This window comes from Actinomadura geliboluensis (assembly GCF_043197915.1).
Lineage (GTDB): Bacteria > Actinomycetota > Actinomycetes > Streptosporangiales > Streptosporangiaceae > Spirillospora > Spirillospora geliboluensis.
The window spans coordinates 36,742-52,578 of the sequence record NZ_JBICUA010000014.1; the positions used below are offsets into that span (position 1 = coordinate 36,742).

16 protein-coding genes are annotated in these 15,837 nt (G+C 71.6%); 8 read left to right on the forward strand and 8 right to left on the reverse strand.

Annotation, left to right across the window (positions count from 1 at the left end; all coding sequences use genetic code 11):
• The first annotated feature begins 7 nt into the window (after nt 1-7).
• The 4 genes from ACGFI1_RS36580 to ACGFI1_RS36595 all read left to right on the forward strand — a co-directional run bounded on the left by ACGFI1_RS36580 (nt 8) and on the right by ACGFI1_RS36595 (nt 4,774).
• Nucleotides 8-1,048 carry a zinc-dependent alcohol dehydrogenase family protein gene (locus ACGFI1_RS36580; RefSeq protein WP_387068304.1) on the forward strand — a complete coding sequence of 347 codons (1,041 nt, stop codon included), beginning with the start codon at nt 8-10 and terminating at the stop codon, nt 1,046-1,048.
• A gap of 100 nt (nt 1,049-1,148) precedes the next feature.
• Entirely contained in the window at nt 1,149-1,982 is an 834-nt protein-coding gene (locus ACGFI1_RS36585; protein WP_392792021.1) for a universal stress protein, read from the forward strand.
• Nucleotides 1,983-2,012: 30 nt separating this feature from the next.
• Nucleotides 2,013-2,873: a universal stress protein gene (locus tag ACGFI1_RS36590; protein ID WP_392792023.1), complete on the forward strand. Its 861-nt coding sequence runs from the start codon at nt 2,013-2,015 to the stop codon at nt 2,871-2,873.
• A gap of 182 nt (nt 2,874-3,055) precedes the next feature.
• On the forward strand, nt 3,056-4,774 hold the full coding sequence (locus tag ACGFI1_RS36595) for a sensor histidine kinase (protein WP_392792026.1): 1,719 nt from the start codon (nt 3,056-3,058) through the stop codon (nt 4,772-4,774).
• Nucleotides 4,775-4,849: 75 nt separating this feature from the next.
• Here the strand turns inward: ACGFI1_RS36595 and ACGFI1_RS36600 are convergent, their stop codons facing one another.
• Entirely contained in the window at nt 4,850-5,425 is a 576-nt protein-coding gene (locus ACGFI1_RS36600; protein WP_392792028.1) for an Rv1733c family protein, read from the reverse strand.
• Nucleotides 5,426-5,650: 225 nt separating this feature from the next.
• Between ACGFI1_RS36600 and ACGFI1_RS36605 the strand changes: the two genes are divergently transcribed.
• Nucleotides 5,651-6,214 (forward strand): hypothetical protein, encoded by a 564-nt coding sequence (locus tag ACGFI1_RS36605; RefSeq protein ID WP_392792030.1) that lies wholly within the window; start codon nt 5,651-5,653, stop codon nt 6,212-6,214.
• Between the two features lie 121 nt (nt 6,215-6,335).
• Here ACGFI1_RS36605 and ACGFI1_RS36610 read toward each other — a convergent pair whose 3' ends face one another.
• The 7 genes from ACGFI1_RS36610 to ACGFI1_RS36640 all read right to left on the reverse strand — a co-directional run bounded on the left by ACGFI1_RS36610 (nt 6,336) and on the right by ACGFI1_RS36640 (nt 12,862).
• Entirely contained in the window at nt 6,336-6,767 is a 432-nt protein-coding gene (locus ACGFI1_RS36610) for a pyridoxamine 5'-phosphate oxidase family protein (RefSeq protein WP_392792032.1), read from the reverse strand.
• A gap of 90 nt (nt 6,768-6,857) precedes the next feature.
• Nucleotides 6,858-7,310, reverse strand: a complete 453-nt coding sequence (locus ACGFI1_RS36615; protein ID WP_392792034.1) for a pyridoxamine 5'-phosphate oxidase family protein — start codon at nt 7,308-7,310, stop codon at nt 6,858-6,860.
• Between the two features lie 88 nt (nt 7,311-7,398).
• The gene (locus ACGFI1_RS36620) at nt 7,399-8,310 is read right to left on the reverse strand and encodes a carbamate kinase (protein WP_392792037.1); all 912 of its coding nucleotides are present in this window, start codon (nt 8,308-8,310) and stop codon (nt 7,399-7,401) included.
• Nucleotides 8,307-9,242 carry an ornithine carbamoyltransferase gene (argF, locus tag ACGFI1_RS36625; protein ID WP_392792039.1) on the reverse strand — a complete coding sequence of 312 codons (936 nt, stop codon included), beginning with the start codon at nt 9,240-9,242 and terminating at the stop codon, nt 8,307-8,309. The genes ACGFI1_RS36620 and argF overlap by 4 nt, the downstream gene beginning before the upstream one ends.
• Entirely contained in the window at nt 9,239-10,477 is a 1,239-nt protein-coding gene (locus tag ACGFI1_RS36630) for an arginine deiminase (RefSeq protein WP_392792041.1), read from the reverse strand. The genes argF and ACGFI1_RS36630 overlap by 4 nt, the downstream gene beginning before the upstream one ends.
• Entirely contained in the window at nt 10,474-11,802 is a 1,329-nt protein-coding gene (locus ACGFI1_RS36635) for an amino acid permease (RefSeq protein WP_392792043.1), read from the reverse strand. The genes ACGFI1_RS36630 and ACGFI1_RS36635 overlap by 4 nt, the downstream gene beginning before the upstream one ends.
• A 208-nt stretch (nt 11,803-12,010) precedes the next feature.
• Nucleotides 12,011-12,862 carry a universal stress protein gene (locus tag ACGFI1_RS36640; protein WP_392792045.1) on the reverse strand — a complete coding sequence of 284 codons (852 nt, stop codon included), beginning with the start codon at nt 12,860-12,862 and terminating at the stop codon, nt 12,011-12,013.
• A 203-nt stretch (nt 12,863-13,065) separates the two neighbouring features.
• Between ACGFI1_RS36640 and ACGFI1_RS36645 the strand changes: the two genes are divergently transcribed.
• The 3 genes from ACGFI1_RS36645 (at nt 13,066) to ACGFI1_RS36655 (ending at nt 15,752) form a co-directional block, all read left to right on the forward strand.
• The gene (locus ACGFI1_RS36645; protein ID WP_392792047.1) at nt 13,066-13,944 is read left to right on the forward strand and encodes a universal stress protein; all 879 of its coding nucleotides are present in this window, start codon (nt 13,066-13,068) and stop codon (nt 13,942-13,944) included.
• 195 nt (nt 13,945-14,139) lie between these two features.
• Nucleotides 14,140-14,889 carry a hypothetical protein gene (locus ACGFI1_RS36650; protein ID WP_392792049.1) on the forward strand — a complete coding sequence of 250 codons (750 nt, stop codon included), beginning with the start codon at nt 14,140-14,142 and terminating at the stop codon, nt 14,887-14,889.
• The gene (locus tag ACGFI1_RS36655; protein WP_392792051.1) at nt 14,886-15,752 is read left to right on the forward strand and encodes a universal stress protein; all 867 of its coding nucleotides are present in this window, start codon (nt 14,886-14,888) and stop codon (nt 15,750-15,752) included. The genes ACGFI1_RS36650 and ACGFI1_RS36655 overlap by 4 nt, the downstream gene beginning before the upstream one ends.
• Nucleotides 15,753-15,837 lie beyond the last annotated feature (85 nt).

Sequence of the window (15,837 nt, forward strand, 5' to 3'; positions counted from 1 at the left end):
GCACGTCATGAAGGCCATGGTGTACCACGGCCCCGGGAACAAGGCGTGGGAAGAGGTGCCGGAGCCGCGGATCGTCGAGGACGGCGACGCGATCGTCCGGGTCGACGCGGTGACGATCTGCGGGACGGACCTGCACATCCTCAAGGGAGACGTCCCGGCGGTGACCGACGGGCGGATCCTCGGCCACGAGGCGGTCGGCACGATCGAGGCGGTCGGCCCGGCCGTGCGGACGGTCAAGCCCGGCGACCAGGTGCTGGTGTCCTGCATCACCGCGTGCGGGACCTGCCGGTTCTGCCGCGAGGGCCGGTACGGGCAGTGCCTGGGCGGCGGCGGGTGGATCCTCGGCCACATGATCGACGGGACGCAGGCCGAGTACGTCCGGGTGCCGTTCGCCGACACGTCCGTGCACCCGGTGCCCGACGGGGTGCCGGCGCAGGACGTGCTCATGCTGGCCGACATCCTGCCGACGGGCTACGAGGTCGGGGTGCTCAACGGCGCCGTCCGTCCCGGCGACACCGTCGCGGTCGTGGGCGCGGGCCCGATCGGGCTATCGGCGATCATGGGGGCGCGGCTGTTCAGCCCGAGCCGCGTCATCGCGATCGACCTGGCCGACAGCCGCCTGGAGGCGGCCGAGCGGTTCGGCGCCGACATCACCGTCAACAACTCGCGGCAGGATCCGCTCGCGGCCGTCCGGGACCTCACCGGCGGGCTCGGCGCGGACGTGGCGATCGAGGCGGTCGGCGTCCCCGACGCCTTCGAGTTGACGGTGGCCCTCGCCCGGCCGGGCGGCCACATCGCCAACATCGGCGTGCACGGCGCCCCGGCCGCGCTGCACCTGGAGGAGCAGTGGATCCGGGACATCACCATCACCACGGGCCTGGTCGACACCTCCTCGACCCCGACCCTGCTCCGCCTGCTCGCCGGACGCCAGATCGACGCCGCGCGATTCGTCACCCACCACTTCACCCTCGACGAGTTCCCCAAGGCCTACGACGTCTTCGCCGACGCCGCCGAGACCGGCGCGCTCAAGGTCGTCCTGACCCGGTGAACCGGCAAGGGAACCTGCGGTCCCCGGTGGTGGCCGCAGGTCCCCGCCTTCGCCGTGGCGCCGGAAATGAATGTGAACGATGACTCAGGAGGGATGGCCGATGTCGTCTCCGATCGTCGTGGGAATCGATGGATCCGCGCATGCGTGGCGGGCGCTGGACTGGGCGGCGGACTATGCCGACCGCCATCGACGTCCGCTCCTCTTGGTGCACGGCTCGCGTGCTCTGCTGGACGAGGGGACGATCCCGCCGGACGCGCTGCGCCGCTTGATCGCCGAGCGTGAGGATCTGCTCGGCGAGGCCCGCCAGTACGCGCTGAAGCTCCGCCCGGAGATCAACGTGGAGACGCGTCTGGTCCCGGCCGACCCGGCTCGGGCGCTGGTGGAGGAGAGCGAGCACGCGGACCTGGTGGCGGTGGGTTCGCGTGGTCAGGGCGGGTTCGAGGGCCTGCTGTTCGGCTCTGTCGGCTTGTACGTCGCCGCGCATGCCCGGTGTCCGGTTCTGGTGGTGCCGCGGTCGGCTCCATACCCGTCCGGCGCCCCGGTGGAGATCGTGATCGGGATCGAGGGGCTGGACGACGAGCGGACCTCCGTCGGATGGGCGTTCAAGGAGGCCGCGTCGCGCGGTTCGAGGGTCCTCGCCCTGCACGCGGTGGGCGGCGAGTTCTCGCCGCGCCGCCGGGTGATCGAGGACCTGGAGCTGTCGGAGTCCCTGGCCGGCTACCGCGAGCGGTACCCGGACGTCGCGATCGACCAGCTCGTCTCCGAACGCACTCCCGCCCGGGCGCTGGTGGAGGCGTCCGAGAACGCGGGACTGGTCGTGGTGGGGGCGCGGCGTAGGCGCGCCCCACTGGCCGGAATGGTGCTGGGCCGGGTCAACCACACAGTGCTGCACCACACACGTTGCCCTGTCGTCGTCGTGCCGGACAGCGACTGAGGTCGTCGCAGGCCATGTGAGGAGCTGACCATGTCCGATCCGATCGTCGTCGGCGCTGACGGCTCGGTGCCGTCCGAGCGCGCTGTCGCATGGGCGGCCGATGAGGCGGCCCGCTACGGGCGTGACCTGAGAATCGTGCACGCCATCGAGAAATGGCCTTTCGACATCCCGCTGACCGCCGCGCCCGGAGAGATCGGTTCGCTGTCGCGGGCCGGCGGTGAGGTGCTCGCCGACGCCGAGCGCGTCGCGCACGCCCGCCGCCCGGAGGTGCCGGTGAGCGCCGAGCTGGCGTCCGGACGCACGGTGCAGGTACTGGCCGAATGGTCCAGGGAGTCGTTCGAGCTGGTGGTGGGGCACCGCGGCCTCGGCGGCTTCACCGGGCTCCTGCTGGGGTCGGTCGGGCTCGGAGTCGTCCGGAACACCGCCTCCCCGGTGGTGCTGGTCCGCGGCGAGCCGGAGGCCGAGCGGGCCGAGATCGCCGTAGGCGTCGGTCTGGGGGACGATTCCGCGACCCTGGAGTACGCGTTCCGGGCCGCCGCGACACGGAACGCGAGGCTGCGCGTCGTGCACGCCTGGCCGTTCCCGGAGGCGCTGGACGAGCCGGGGGCCGGAAGCGACCTGCGGCGCATCGAGGAGCGGGCCCGATGGCGCGTCATCGAGGCGCACGCGCCGATGCGCGAACGCTTCCCCGACGTGGACGTGGTGGAGGACATCGTCCAGGACAATCCCGCCGCCGCCCTCGTCACCGCGTCCCGGGACGTCGCTCTCGTGATCGCGGGCACGCGTCCTCGCACGGGACTGACGGCGCCGCGCAGCCACGCCGTGACGCACGCGCTCATCCACCACGCGCACTGCCCGGTCGCGGTCGTCCCTCACATCAACGGAGTCTGAAGCCGCCGCATGGACGGTCGTCCGCGCCTGGCGAGGCGGCCGGGGGCGCCGACCTGCTGCTGGGGTTGGCCGTGGGAACGGTGCGCCGACCGGTTGGAGAAGTGATCGAGGAGACATGATCGGGCCTCCGGTGCCAGGGTTCCAGAGCTGACATCACCGCTTCCGCCCGGAATACTGGACATATGGTCGACCCACTCCGGGCCGGTGACGATCGGGCCAAGCTCGTGCTTCCGCAGTTGCAGCTTGACGACCTGTTGACGGAGTTGCAGACGCGGTTGGAGGCCGCGCGGGCGACTCGTGATCGTGTGCATGCGCTGCTGGAGGCCGTGGTCTCGATCGGTAGTGAGCTGGATTTGGAGTCGGTGCTGCGGCGGATCACCGAGGCGGCGACGACCCTGGTGGACGCGCGGTACGGCGCCCTCGGCGTCATCGCCGAGGAAGGGGAGCGGCTCGTCCAGTTCATCACCGTGGGGGTGGGTGAGGACGAGATCGAGGCGATCGGGCACTGGCCGCAGGGGCACGGCATCCTGGGGCTGCTGATCCGTGAACCGCATGCGATCCGGCTGCCGGACCTGGCCGAGCACCCCGACTCCACCGGTTTTCCGGAGAACCATCCGCCGATGCGGGCGTTCCTGGGCGTGCCCGTCCTGGTGCGCGACGAGGTGTTCGGCAACCTGTACCTGACCGAGAAGGCCGGCGGCGGCGAGTTCGATCCCGAGGACGAGGTCGTGGTGACGGCGCTGGCCACGGCGGCGGGTGTGGCGATCGAGAACGCGCGGTTGTACGAGGAGACGCGGCGGCGGGAGCGGTGGTTGGAGGCGTCGACGGAGATCTCCACGGCGCTGTTGTCGGGTACTGATCCGCATGAGGTGACGGCGCTGGTGGCGCAGCGGGCCCGCGAGATCACCGATGCCGGGCTGGCGGCGGTGGCACTTCTGGAGGAGGGCCGCGCGGAGTTCGTGGTGGAGGCCGCGGACGGCGAGGGCGGCGAGCGGCTGGAGGGCCTGCGGGTTCCGCTGGATCACTCGGTGGTCGGTCCGGTGTTCACGGACGGTGTGTCGTTGCGGTCGGCCGATGGCGGTGAGGCGGCGCGTGAGGCGAAGGTGCCGACACAGGTACCGGTCGGTCCGCTGCTGGCCGTTCCGCTGGGGCTGGGGGACGCGGCGCGCGGGGTGATCTCGGTGGTGAACCCGCCGGGCGGCGCGGTGTTCTCGGAGGGGACGCAGCGGTTGCTGGAGGCTTTTGCGGGGCAGGCGGCGGTGGCGCTGGAGTTGGCCGATCGGCGTCGTGACACCGAGCGGTTGGCGCTGCTGGAGGATCGTGACCGGATCGCCAAGGATCTGCACGACACGGTGATCCAGCGGTTGTTCGCGGCGGCGATGACGTTGATGGCGGCGATCAAGATCACGCAGAAGCGGGAGGTGGCGGTCCGGATCCAGCGGGCGGTGGACGATCTGGACGACACCATGCGCCAGATCCGTTCCACGATCTTCGCGTTGCAGGCGCCGGTGGACGTCGCGTCGCTGCGCAGCCGGGTGCATGCGCTGGTGGACGCCGCCGCCGAGCAGTTGGGGTTCGCGCCGTCGGTGCGGCTGGACGGGCTGCTGGACACCGCTGTCGATGACGAGATCGGCGAGCATCTGCAGGCCGTCGTCCGCGAGGCCCTGTCCAATGTGGCGCGTCACGCCCGCGCGTCGCAGGTCACCGTGGCCATCGACGTCGATGACGTGCTGTGTCTGCGGGTGGAGGACGACGGCGTCGGCATCTCCGAAGGCGGCCGCCGCAGCGGCCTGCGCAACATGAGCGAACGCGCCGAAAAGCTCGGCGGCTCGTTCACCGCCGAACCCCGTCCAGATGGCGGTACGGTCCTGACCTGGACGGCGCCGCTCAAGGACGCCTGACCCGAACCAAGGTCACCGCCCCGCTCATCGAGCCGCGCCGATGGGAACGCCGATCACACCAGCGCCCCCGCGCCATCAGCGGATGCGGTGGTTGTCGAGGCGCGCCCAGGCGGCGTCCCAGAGTTGGTCGCGTCGTCGGTCGTACCTGCGTCGGGCCAGCTGGTAGAGGCCGAACAGCAGCGCTCCCGTGGCGAGTGTGACGCCGGTGACGGCCAGTCCGGTCCGGGTGATGGTCTCGGGGTGCCGCCGTGGCGGGAGCAACGACACGGTGCCGGGGCCGGCCCAGACCGTGACGCGGCTTCCGACGCTGGATCCGGGCCAGGTCGTGTACTGACCCGTCTGGCGGGTTCCGTCCGGCCGCGTCCATGCCACGGTGACCCGGTCCCGGCTGGGCTCTCTCGCGATGTTGACCACGGTCGCGTCGACCTGGTGCCACGCGGCGGCCGCGCGCCGCTCGGCCCGCACGCCCGAGTCGTGGACGACCCGGGCTGTGAGGACGCCCAGAGGCGGGGCGGCGCCGAAGAACAAGATGAGCATGGTCAGGCCGAGCCTCCATTGGGCGCGGTCCACGTCCCGCCGCAGGTCATTGCCGTCGAGACCGCAACGGCGGCGCCAGCGGTTCACACGCGTCCACATCGTCGCCCGTTTCATGACGCCGTCCCCTTCCGACCAGCCTGAGGCGACGCTAGGCGTCCGGCGGCCGGTGCCGGCAGAGGCCGGAGCCCCGGTGGCGAAGGACCTTCAGTCCCTTCAACCCGCTATACGCGGGGACCTTTGTCCCGGTGATCGTGCGCCGAAGGGACCTACAGCACGCCCCGCGATGACGGTTGAGTCATAGGTGATGGAACCGGCGATGTGATGGAAGGTGAGACGGCGATGGCAGTCTCCGAGCACAAGACGCATGCGGGGCGCGGCACGCTGATCCAGGTGGTGGCGCCGAGGCCGCTGACCGAGACGCCCGCCGCCCGCTACGCCTGGGCCGCGGCCCGGTTGGCGCTGGGCTGGATCTTCGTGTGGGCGTTCGTGGACAAGGTGTTCGGTCTGGGCCACGCGACCCCGGCCGGGAAGGGCTGGCTGGACGGCGGGAGCCCGACCGAGGGGTTCCTGGCGCACGCCCCCAAGGGCCCGTTCGCGGGGTTCTACAACGACCTGGCCGGTGCGGCGTGGGCGGACTGGCTGTTCATGATCGGTCTGGCCGGGGTCGGTGCGGCGCTGATGCTGGGCATCGGGATGCGGATCGCCGCCGCCGGCGGCGCGGCGCTGCTGGTCATGATGTGGACGGCGGTCCTGCCCCCGGAGAACAACCTGTTCATGGACGACCACATCGTCTACGCGATCCTGATCATCGGGCTCGCCCTGGTCAGCGCCGGCGACACCCTGGGCCTGGGCCGCTGGTGGAGCGGCACCGCCCTGGCCAAGCGCTTCCCCTTCCTCAAGTAGCCAACAACAGCAACACCCCCCAAGGACGCCCGCCCACCCGGCGGGCGTCCTGCTGTTGCGTCATCCGCCGTAGGCAGGCGGCCTTGGCGCGGACGAAGGCCCGGTAGGCGATGTAGTGGGTTCAGGGTGTGCTGGCCGCTTCGGCGGTGCGGTTGATGCGGCGGCCGGTGATGAGTTCGGGGTGGATGCGGATGAAGGTGTCGCGTTCCCTGGGTGCCCATGTGCGCAGGGGCAGGGCTTCCAGGGTGGCGACCTCGCGGGGGTCGGTGACGCGGCGGGCGTGGCCGACGGCGACGACCGACCAGCCGGTCCGGGTGTCGGTGTCGTGGTGGTCGATCTCGAAGGCCACGACGGTGTCGGCGGCGGCTGTGGCGAGTCTGGACGACCGGGACACCTTGATCACGATGTCGCCGTGGCTGAGCGTGTAGTTGACCGGCTGGACGGCCGGGAGCGCCCGGTGGGTGAAGACGATACGGCCGATCACGGCGTGTGCGAGGAGGGCGCGGCACTCGTCCTGGTCAAGGGGCTGCAGGCCGCTCTTGTCGAGCTGCATGCCTCCAGGCTGCCCTGGTGGCGGCCGCAGGTGGCAGGGACGAAGGTCCCCGGGCGCCGCATCGCCGCCGCAGGACGTGCGTGCCGGTGGTCAGGTGGAGTCGTTTGTCGGGTTGATGTGTTCTGTGGTGACTCCGCCGGGGTGCAGGGGGATGCGGCGTCCGCTGATGTGGCGGGGCGTCAGCCGTACGAAGGAGTCCTTGGGGGAGTGGATCCAGGGGGTGAGCGGTAGTTTCCGCAGGCGTTCGGTCTCGCTCGGGTCGGTGACGATGTCGGCGTGGCCGGTGATGAGGATGCTCCAAGCGGTCCGGAGTGCCGGTTCCAGGTCGTCGGCTTCGAAGGTGAGCGGGCGCCCGCCGCGGACGGCTTCGAGTTTGGCGCCGGGGGCGGTGGCGAAGACGACCGCCTCGCCGTCCATGACGAAGTTGACCGGCAGGACGGTGACGGTCCCGTCGTCATGAGCCCATGCGATCCGGCCGACGGCCACCTGCTGGAGGAGCGTCAGGCACACGGCTGGATCGAGGCGCTGCAGTTCGTCGCTCATGGCCCTCCGTTCATGGTCGCCTCGACTACCTTCCCGGCAGGAGTATGGAAACCCCGATGGGAGTCTTCCCCGGTAGGCCCCGGTTCGGTCAGTGGCAGGGCTTCCCGTTCTCGATGCGGGTGCCCGCAGTGCCGGACAGCAACGCGGGGATGTCGGCGAGCGCTCCGATGACCGCGACGGCGCCGTGGCGGTGCTCGGCGAAGCGGCACGCCGCCTCCGCTTTGGGGCCCATTGACCCGGCCGGCAAATCCAGCGCCCGCAATGCCCGAGGAGTGATCCGACCGATGGGACGGGCGTCCGCCGTCCCGTAGTCGCGCATGACGGCCGGGACGTCGGTGAGGAGCAGCAGCATGTCGGCCTTGAGGTGTTCGGCGAGGAGCGCCGCCGTCAGGTCCTTGTCCACCACGGCCTCGACTCCCCGATGGTGCGGGTCCACCGGGACGCCGCCACCGCCGGCGGCGATGACCAGGCAGCCGTCGTCGACGAGCCGGGCGATCGTGGGGAGTTCCACGATGGCGCGGGGCTCGGGGGAGGGGACGACCCGGCGCCAGGCCGCTCCGTCCTGGCGGACGGCCCAGCCGTGCTCGGCCCGCAGCCTGTGCGCCTCGTGAGCCGCGTAGGAGCGGCCGACGAACTTCGTCGGGTGGGTGAACGCCGCGTCGTCCAGGTCGATGACGGTCTCGGTGAGCACGGCGACGACCTCGCGGCCGGGGAGGGCGCGGCGAAGTTCGCGGGCCAGCCAGTAGCCGATCATGCCTTGGGTCTGGGCGCCGAGGACGTCGAGGGGGTAGGGGGCGGAGAGTGCCGGGTCGGCGGCGCTTTCCACGGCCAGCAGCCCGACCTGCGGTCCATTGCCGTGGGTGATGACCAGTTCGCTCCCGGCCGCTGCGGTGGCCAGTCCGCGTACCGCCTCACGGATGTGCCCGATCTGGACGGACGCGTCGAGTGGTTCGCCCCGGTGGAGCAGCGCGTTGCCGCCGAGGGCTGCGACGACCCTCACGGCCGTCCGTTCAGGCGGTCGGTGAGCAGCGCGTACAAGACGGCCTGGGTGGCGGGCAACCGGTTGGCGGCCTGCCGGAACGCCAGGGAGCGGGCGCCGTCGATGACGCCGGTGGTGACCTCTTGGCCGCGGTGGGCGGGCAGGCAGTGCATGAAGACGGCGTCGTCGCGGGCGAGCGCCATGAGGTTCTCGTCCACCCGGTAGGGCGTGAGCGCCTTCCGGCGGCGTGCCTGATCCTCGTCAGGGTCGCCCATGGACAGCCAGACGTCGGTGTAGACGACGGAGGCGCCCTTGACCGCCTCGACGGGGTCGGTGGTGAGGAGGAAGCCGCCGCCGTTCCGGTCGGCCTCGGCGGCGGTGAAGGCGACGGCCTCGTCCGGAGGCTCGTACCCGGGCGGAGTCGCCACGGCGATGTCCATCCCGGCGAGGGCCGCGGCCTCCATCAGGCTGCGGGCGACGTTGCCGCCGTCGCCCACGTAGGCGATGCGATGGTCGCGGAGCTGTCCGAAGTGTTCCTGGACGGTGAGCAGGTCGGCGATGGCTTGGAGTGGGTGGTGTCCGTCGGTCAGGGCGTTGACGACCGGGATGGGCGCTGCGGCGGCGAGGTCGGTGACGTCGGCGTCGGCGTACGTGCGGATCACGATCGCCGCCGAGTAGGAGCCCATCACCCGGGCGGTGTCGCCGATGGTCTCGCCCCGGCGCAGCTGTAGTTCGTCGGGACCGACGGCGATGGGTGTGCCGCCGAGTCGGGTGACCGCTGCGGCGGTGGACAGCCGGGTGCGGGTGGACGGTTTGGCGAAGTACATCGGCACGATCCGGTGGGCGAGCAGGTGACTCGCTGACTTGGGGTCGTCCTGGAAGCCGTTGGCGAGCTCAAGCAGCCGGGCCAGGTCGCCGGCGGTCAGGTCGGTGACGTGCAGCAGGTCTTTCACAGGGTCACCTCGTCGCGTTGGAGGGGGCAGCTCATGCAGCGGGGGCCGCCGCGTCCGCGGCCGAGTTCGCCGCCGGGGATGGTGATGACTTCGATGCCGTTGCGGCGGAGCATGGTGTTGGTGGTGATGTTGCGTTCGTAGGCGACGACGACGCCGGGTTCGAGGGCCAGGACGTTGTCGCCGTCGTCCCATTGCTCGCGTTCGGCGGCCCGGACGTCTTGTTGGGCGGACAGGACGCGGACGCGGGGCAGGCCGAGGGCGCGGGCGATGGCGGGGAACAGCGCGTCGTTGTCGGTGACGGTGACGGTGACGGTGTCGCCGGTGCCGGTGCCGGGGGTGAGGGTGTAGGAGCGCAGTGGGGGGAGTTCGGGGTAGACGGCGAAGGCGTCGCGGTCGACCATGGTCATGACGGTGTCCAGGTGCATGAACGCGCGCTGCTTGGGCAGTTGCGCGGCGATGATGTGGTGGGCGCGGCCGGCGGTGAACAGCCGCTGGGCGAGGAGTTCGATGGCTTGGGGTGTGGTGCGTTCGCTCATGCCGATGAGGACGACGCCGTCGCCGAGGACGTGGATGTCGCCGCCTTCGATGGAGGGCAGGGTGAAGTCGGTGCCGGGGTACCAGACGGGGATGTCGGTGCCGGTGAACATGGGGTGGTGCCGGTAGAGGGTGTCCAGGTGGATGGTTTCGCGGCGGCGGGCGGGTTTGGCCATCGGGTGCAGGGTGAGGCCGTCGTGGATCCAGGCGGAGGGGTCGCGGGTGAACAGGTGGTTGGGCAGGGGCGGCAGGACGAAGTCGCCGTCGTCCAGGGAGGCCAGGAGCAGGCTGTGGGCGGCCAGGCCGAGTTCTTGTTTGGTGAGTCCGCCGATGAGGTGGCGGGTGAGGGTGTGGGGGTCCATGTCCTGCAGTGCGGCGCGGACGGGTCCGGCGAGGGTGGCGCCGAGTGCGGTCTGGGAGGCGGTGTGGTCGAGGACGTGGGTGCGGGCCTGGTCGTTTTTGAGGGTTTCGGTGAGCAGGTCGGCGAGGTAGTGGACCTGGACGCCGCGTTCGCGGAGGGTGTCGGCGAAGACGTCGTGTTCTTGGCGGGCGCGTTTGGCCCAGAGCACTTCGTCGAAGAGCAGGTCGTCCTTGTTGGCGGGGGTGAGGCGGAGCAGTTCCAGGTCGGGGCGGTGCAGCAGTACCTGCCGCAGCCGCCCGACCTCGGAGGAGACGGTGAACACGAGTTGCCTTTCCCTCATGCGGCTTTCGCGGGCGGTTCGGGTTCGGTGGCTCCGGCGGCTTGGACGCCGGTGCGCTGCTCGCGGTATTTCAGCCAGGCGTAGACGGGCATGCCGGCGAAGATGAGCAGGGTGCCCTTGTAGACGACCTCGTAGCCGGCGCCGGCGATGGCCCAGACGGTGTAGCCGAAGGCCAGCAGCGCGATCACCGCGTCGCGGGCCAGGCGCCTGCCGGAGAACGCGACCCGGTCGGTGGCCAGCAGCACCAGCTCGGCCAGCGAGGCGTAGGCGTAGGGGATGAGGGTGGTCAGGGTGGCCAGCAGGATGATGAAGGTGAACTGGTCGACCAGGCCGGCGTTGTAGTTCATCAGCATCAGCCCGGTCACCAGGACGCTGGAGACCACCAGCCCGACCACGGGTGTGCCGCCGCGGCCGGTGCGGGCGAACACCCGCGGGAACAGCCCGTCGCGGGCGGCGGCGAACGGGATCTGGCCCTGCAGCAGGATCCAGCCGTTGAGCGCGCCGAACGCGCTGATCGCCGCGCCCGCCGCGACCAGGTCGGCGGCCCACCCGCCGAACGCGGCGTCGGCGGCGTCGGCGAACGGCGCGGTCGAGGTCGCCAGCGCCGCGGCCGGGACCAGCCCCAGCACGGCCACCGTCCCCAGGATGTAGACCAGCGCGGTCACCGCCGTCCCGGCGACGGTGGCGCGGGGGATGGTCTTCTCCGGTTCCTGGACGTCCTCGGCGGGGACGGTGGCCGACTCCAGCCCGATGAACGACCACAGCGTGAGCGCCGCCGCCGCGGTCACCGCGCCGAACGCGCTGCCGCCACTGGCGTTGAACTCCCCGAAGTTGCCCGGCTCGATGAACAACAGCCCGCCGACCGCGATCATCAGCAGCGGCACCAGCTTGATGACGGTGGTGACGACCTGGACGGCGCCGCCTTCGCGGACGCCGTAGGCGTTGACCGCGGTCAGCAGCCAGATCGTCGCGACCCCCACCGCCGCGGCCGCCACCTTGTCCTGGCCCAGCGACGGCCAGAAGTGCGCCAGGTAGCCCACGAACGCCACCGCGATCGCGGCGTTGCCGGCCCACACCGCGATCCAGTAGCCCCACGCGGTCTGGAACCCCACGAAATCACCGAACGCGCGCCGCGCGTAGGCGTACGGGCCCCCGGTTCGGGGGTAGGCCCGCGACAGGCGTGCGAACACCAGCGCCAGCAGGATCGCCCCCGCCGCGGTGAACCCCCACGCCACCAGGCTGATCGGCCCGAACTCCGCCAGCGAGCTGGGCAGCAGGAACACACCCGACCCGATCATGTTGCCCACCACCAGAGCCGTGGCCATCCACAACCCCAACTTCCGGCGAGCCGGTCTCCCACTCATCAGCGCCTCCTCTCATCGGCGGCTGATCGCCGCGATCTCAGCCGATCACCGAGGCCGCGGGCCGGGCGCCGGGCGTCTGTCCCCGGGCCGGCAGACCAAAGTCCTGTTCCGCTTGGCCCGCCAGACCCGATCTGGACATGCGGCATCCGGCCACACCGGGATCGGTCGGTCACTCGAAGGGACGGACGACCGCGACGGGGCAGCGGGCGTGGTGGATCAGGCCGTGGCTGACCGAGCCGAGCGGGAACGACCGTCCCCGGGAGCCGACGACGACAAGGCCGGCACCGGCCGAGGTACGGCCGAGCGCCTCGACCGGGTGGCCGATGACGACGTCCTCGATGACCTCGACGTCCGGGTGCCGAGTCCGCCAGGGCGCCAACGTGGCGGCGAGGTGTTCGCGGCGTGTGTCGGCGATGATCTGCAGGTCCACGCCCACTTCGACGGCGAGCGGTGCGGGATGCCAGGCGTACAGCGCACGCAGCCGCGCTTCGCGTGCGGCCGCTGCGGCGAACGCGTGGTCGAGCGCGGCCGAGGGATCCTCGACCAGGTCCAGCCCGATCACGATCTCGCCGGACGCGGGCTCGTCCTGGCCGCGCACCACGATCACCGGGCCGGGGTAGCGCCCGGCAAGACGCAGGGCGGTGGAGCCGAGGAGTAGCCCCGCGAAACCGCCCCGCCCGCGGTGCCCGACGACGACCTCGGTGGCGTCGCCGGCATACTGGCGGAGCCCGGCCGGCACGTTCCGCTCATGGACGAGCATGGTCTCCACGGCGAGTTCCGGCTGCTGCCGCAGCGCCTGGGCCCGCCCGTCCTCCAGGATCCGGGTCGCCGCCCGGACGAGTTCCTCCGAGATCCCGTCTGTCGTGCGTCCCGGCAGGTCCAGCGTCGCCGACTCAACGACATGGACCAGATTCAAGGACTTCCCGAACCGCGCGGCCTCGTCCGCGGCCCAGGTGATGGCGTGGTCTGAAGCGGGCGAGCCGTCGACTCCGACGAGGACTGTCGTTCGTTGCGCGGACATGTGCGTCTCCTTGGGGGGCCCGTCATTTGGACCAGCCCCTTCAGGGTTGTTCTGGGTGGATGTGCGTTCCAGGGACTTTCGTCATCGCGGGTGCGGCCGTTCGGCCCGTGTCGGCGTCCGCGTTCGGTGAGGCCGTGCGTTCAAGCTCTGGAGGGAGGGGATGTAGGGGTCCAAGGGGGCACACGCAAGGCGGGGGAAACGGCATGAGCTCAGAGACGGTCACCGGTGTCGTCGCCGGTTACGACGGTTCGCAGAACGGCGTCCACGCCTTGGACTGGGCCGCCGAGGAGGCCCGGGCGCGCGGCCTGCCCCTGACCGTGATCCACGCGTGGCAGCCCTACGGCGGAGGCTCGATGGCCATGCCGATGGTGGACCTGGGGCCTTTGGCGCAGGAGACCTTGGACGGTGGGGTCGAGCACGTCCGGAAGCAGGCGCCCGATGTGCCGGTCCAGGGGGTGCTCGAATGCGGGCGGGCCGCCGCCAAGCTGATCGAGGCGGGCGAGAGCGCAGCCCTGATCGTGCTGGGGCCGCGGGGCCTCGGCGGGTTCACCGGCCTGCTGCTCGGGTCGGTCAGTGCGCAGGTGGCCGCGCACGCCTCATGCCCCGTGGTCATCGCCCGGGAAGCCCCGGAGCGGGAGCCGGGGGCGGAGCCGGGCCGTGCCGTGGTCGGCGTGGACGGTTCACCGGCATCCCAGGCCGCGCTGGCGATGGCGTTCGCCGAGGCCGAACTGCACGGACTGTCCCTGCACGCGGTGGCGGCCTGGGAGCCGGAGCCGCTGAAGGGTCTTCCGCCGCTGGTCGACGAGACCGGCATGCGGGAGGCGGCCACGGCACGGTTGGAGCAGTTGACGGCCCCGTTGCGGGACCTTCACCCGGGAGTGGACGCACAGGCCGAAGTCCTGGTCGGCCATCCGCGAGAAGTACTGCTGAATGCCGCGCAGGGCGCGCGTCTGCTCGTCGTCGGCTCACGGGGGCTGGGCGGCTTCCGCGGCCTCCTGCTCGGGTCGGTCAGCCATGCCCTGCTGCAGTACGCGCCCTGCTCGGTAGCGGTCGTCCACGCACCCCCGAACCCCAGCGACTAGCCCTCGCCGGAAGCTGCGGCTGCTCAGCGGCTGATCGACCCTCAACCACCCCGCCGGGGCCCGGCGGCCATGGCCACCGGCCTGTGTCCCGCTCCTCCAAGGCCGAAGGTCCGCCCTGCAACGGGGCGGAAGCCTCTGAAAGCTCATCGGGCCGAGAGGAAGCGTGGAAAGGACAGCCGAGAGGGGATGGGAACAATGAGAAGGACCCTTCGCAGCACCGCGTTCACCGCTCTCGCGGTCGGTGCCTACGCGGCCCTGGTCCGTCCTCGTCTGCTGCGCTGGGGCGCGACGCGGGAAGAGGCGACCACCTCCTATCCCGGAGACGATCTCATTCAGGGGGCGACCGCGCAGTCGACCATGGCTGTCTCGCTGCCCGCGCCGCCGGAGGAGGTCTGGCCGTGGCTGGTCCAGATGGGATGCGGGCGGGCCGGCTGGTACAGCTGGGACCTCCTCGACAACAGGGGAGAGCGGAGCGCCGCCGAGATCCATCCCGGATGGCAGGACGTGGCCGTCGGCACCCGCTTGCCCGCGGTGCCCAGCGGGGCGGTCTACTTCGTCGTCGCGGTCCTCGACCCCGCGAGGACACTCGTGCTCAGGTCCGACCTCGAACTTCCGTCCGGACGGCCGTTCGACCCGCGCGGCCCGATGCCCGACGCGTACACCGACGGGATCTGGGCCTTCCACCTGAGGCCGCTCCCCGGCGGCGGGACGAGGCTGATCGTCCGGACGCGCGGCCGCGGGAGGCCGGCCGCGGCCGACCGGCTCATGGGCCGCCTCTTCGGCGAGCCCGCGCATTTCCTCATGCAGCACCGGCAGTTCCGGAACCTCCGCCGGCGCGTCCGGCGGGACGGCCCGTCCGTTCAGCCGACCGTGCGGGACATCTCTGAATCGGTGGGAGCCGAGGCGCCACACCGTAAGACCAAGACCAAAGGTGACGGCACATGAGCGAACAGCCCATCACCGGCGTGGTCGCCGGGTACGACGGTTCGGAGGGCAGTGTCCACGCCCTTGAGTGGGCCGCCGATGCGGCGCGAATGCGGGATGTGCCGCTGACCGTGCTCCACGCATGGGACGTCCGCGTCGGACGCCCGGCCACCATGCCCGCCATCGACCCGAGGGCCGTGGCCGAGGACATCCTGAACGGCGGTATCGAGCGCGCCCGGAGGGCGGCGCCCGACATCAAGGTGAGGGCGGTCCTCGCGCGGGCGCCGGCCGCCGCCAAGCTGATCGAGGTCGGCGGCAGCGCCGACCTGGTGGTGCTGGGGCCCCGGGGCACCGGCGGCTTCCCGGGCCTGCTGCTCGGTTCCGTGGGGGCGCAGGTCGCCGCGCATGCCGCATGCCCGGTCGTGCTCGTCCGCGGCCGCCTTGATCTGGGTCCGGGCCGGATCATCGCCGGAGTGGACGGTTCCCCGGCGTCCCGGTCGGCGTTGGCGCTGGCCTTCGCCGAGGCGGAGGGGCGAGGGTCCGCTCTGAGCGTGGTGGTCGCCTGGGAGCCGATGTCCGGGAGGGAGCTGCCGCCGTTGGTGGACGAGGCCGACCTGCGGTCCGCGGCCGAGGCGCGGCTGGCCCGGTGGATGCGCCCGCTGCGCGAGCGCCATCCCGCGGTGAACGCCGAGATCGATGTCGTGATCGGACCGGCGAGGGAGGTGCTGATGGACGCGGCCGCCGGAGCACGCCTGCTCGTCGTCGGCTCGCGGGGGCTGGGCGGCTTCCGCGGGCTGCTGCTCGGCTCGGTCAGCCACACGCTGGCCCATCACGCGCCCTGCCCGGTGGCGGTCGTCCACGCCTCCACGGGGAACGATGTCTAGACCGGCCGGGGGCGGCCTTCCCGGCTCGGAACCACGGGCCCTGGGAAGCCGCCCGGCCCGGCACTCAGAGCGGAGGCTCGCGCTC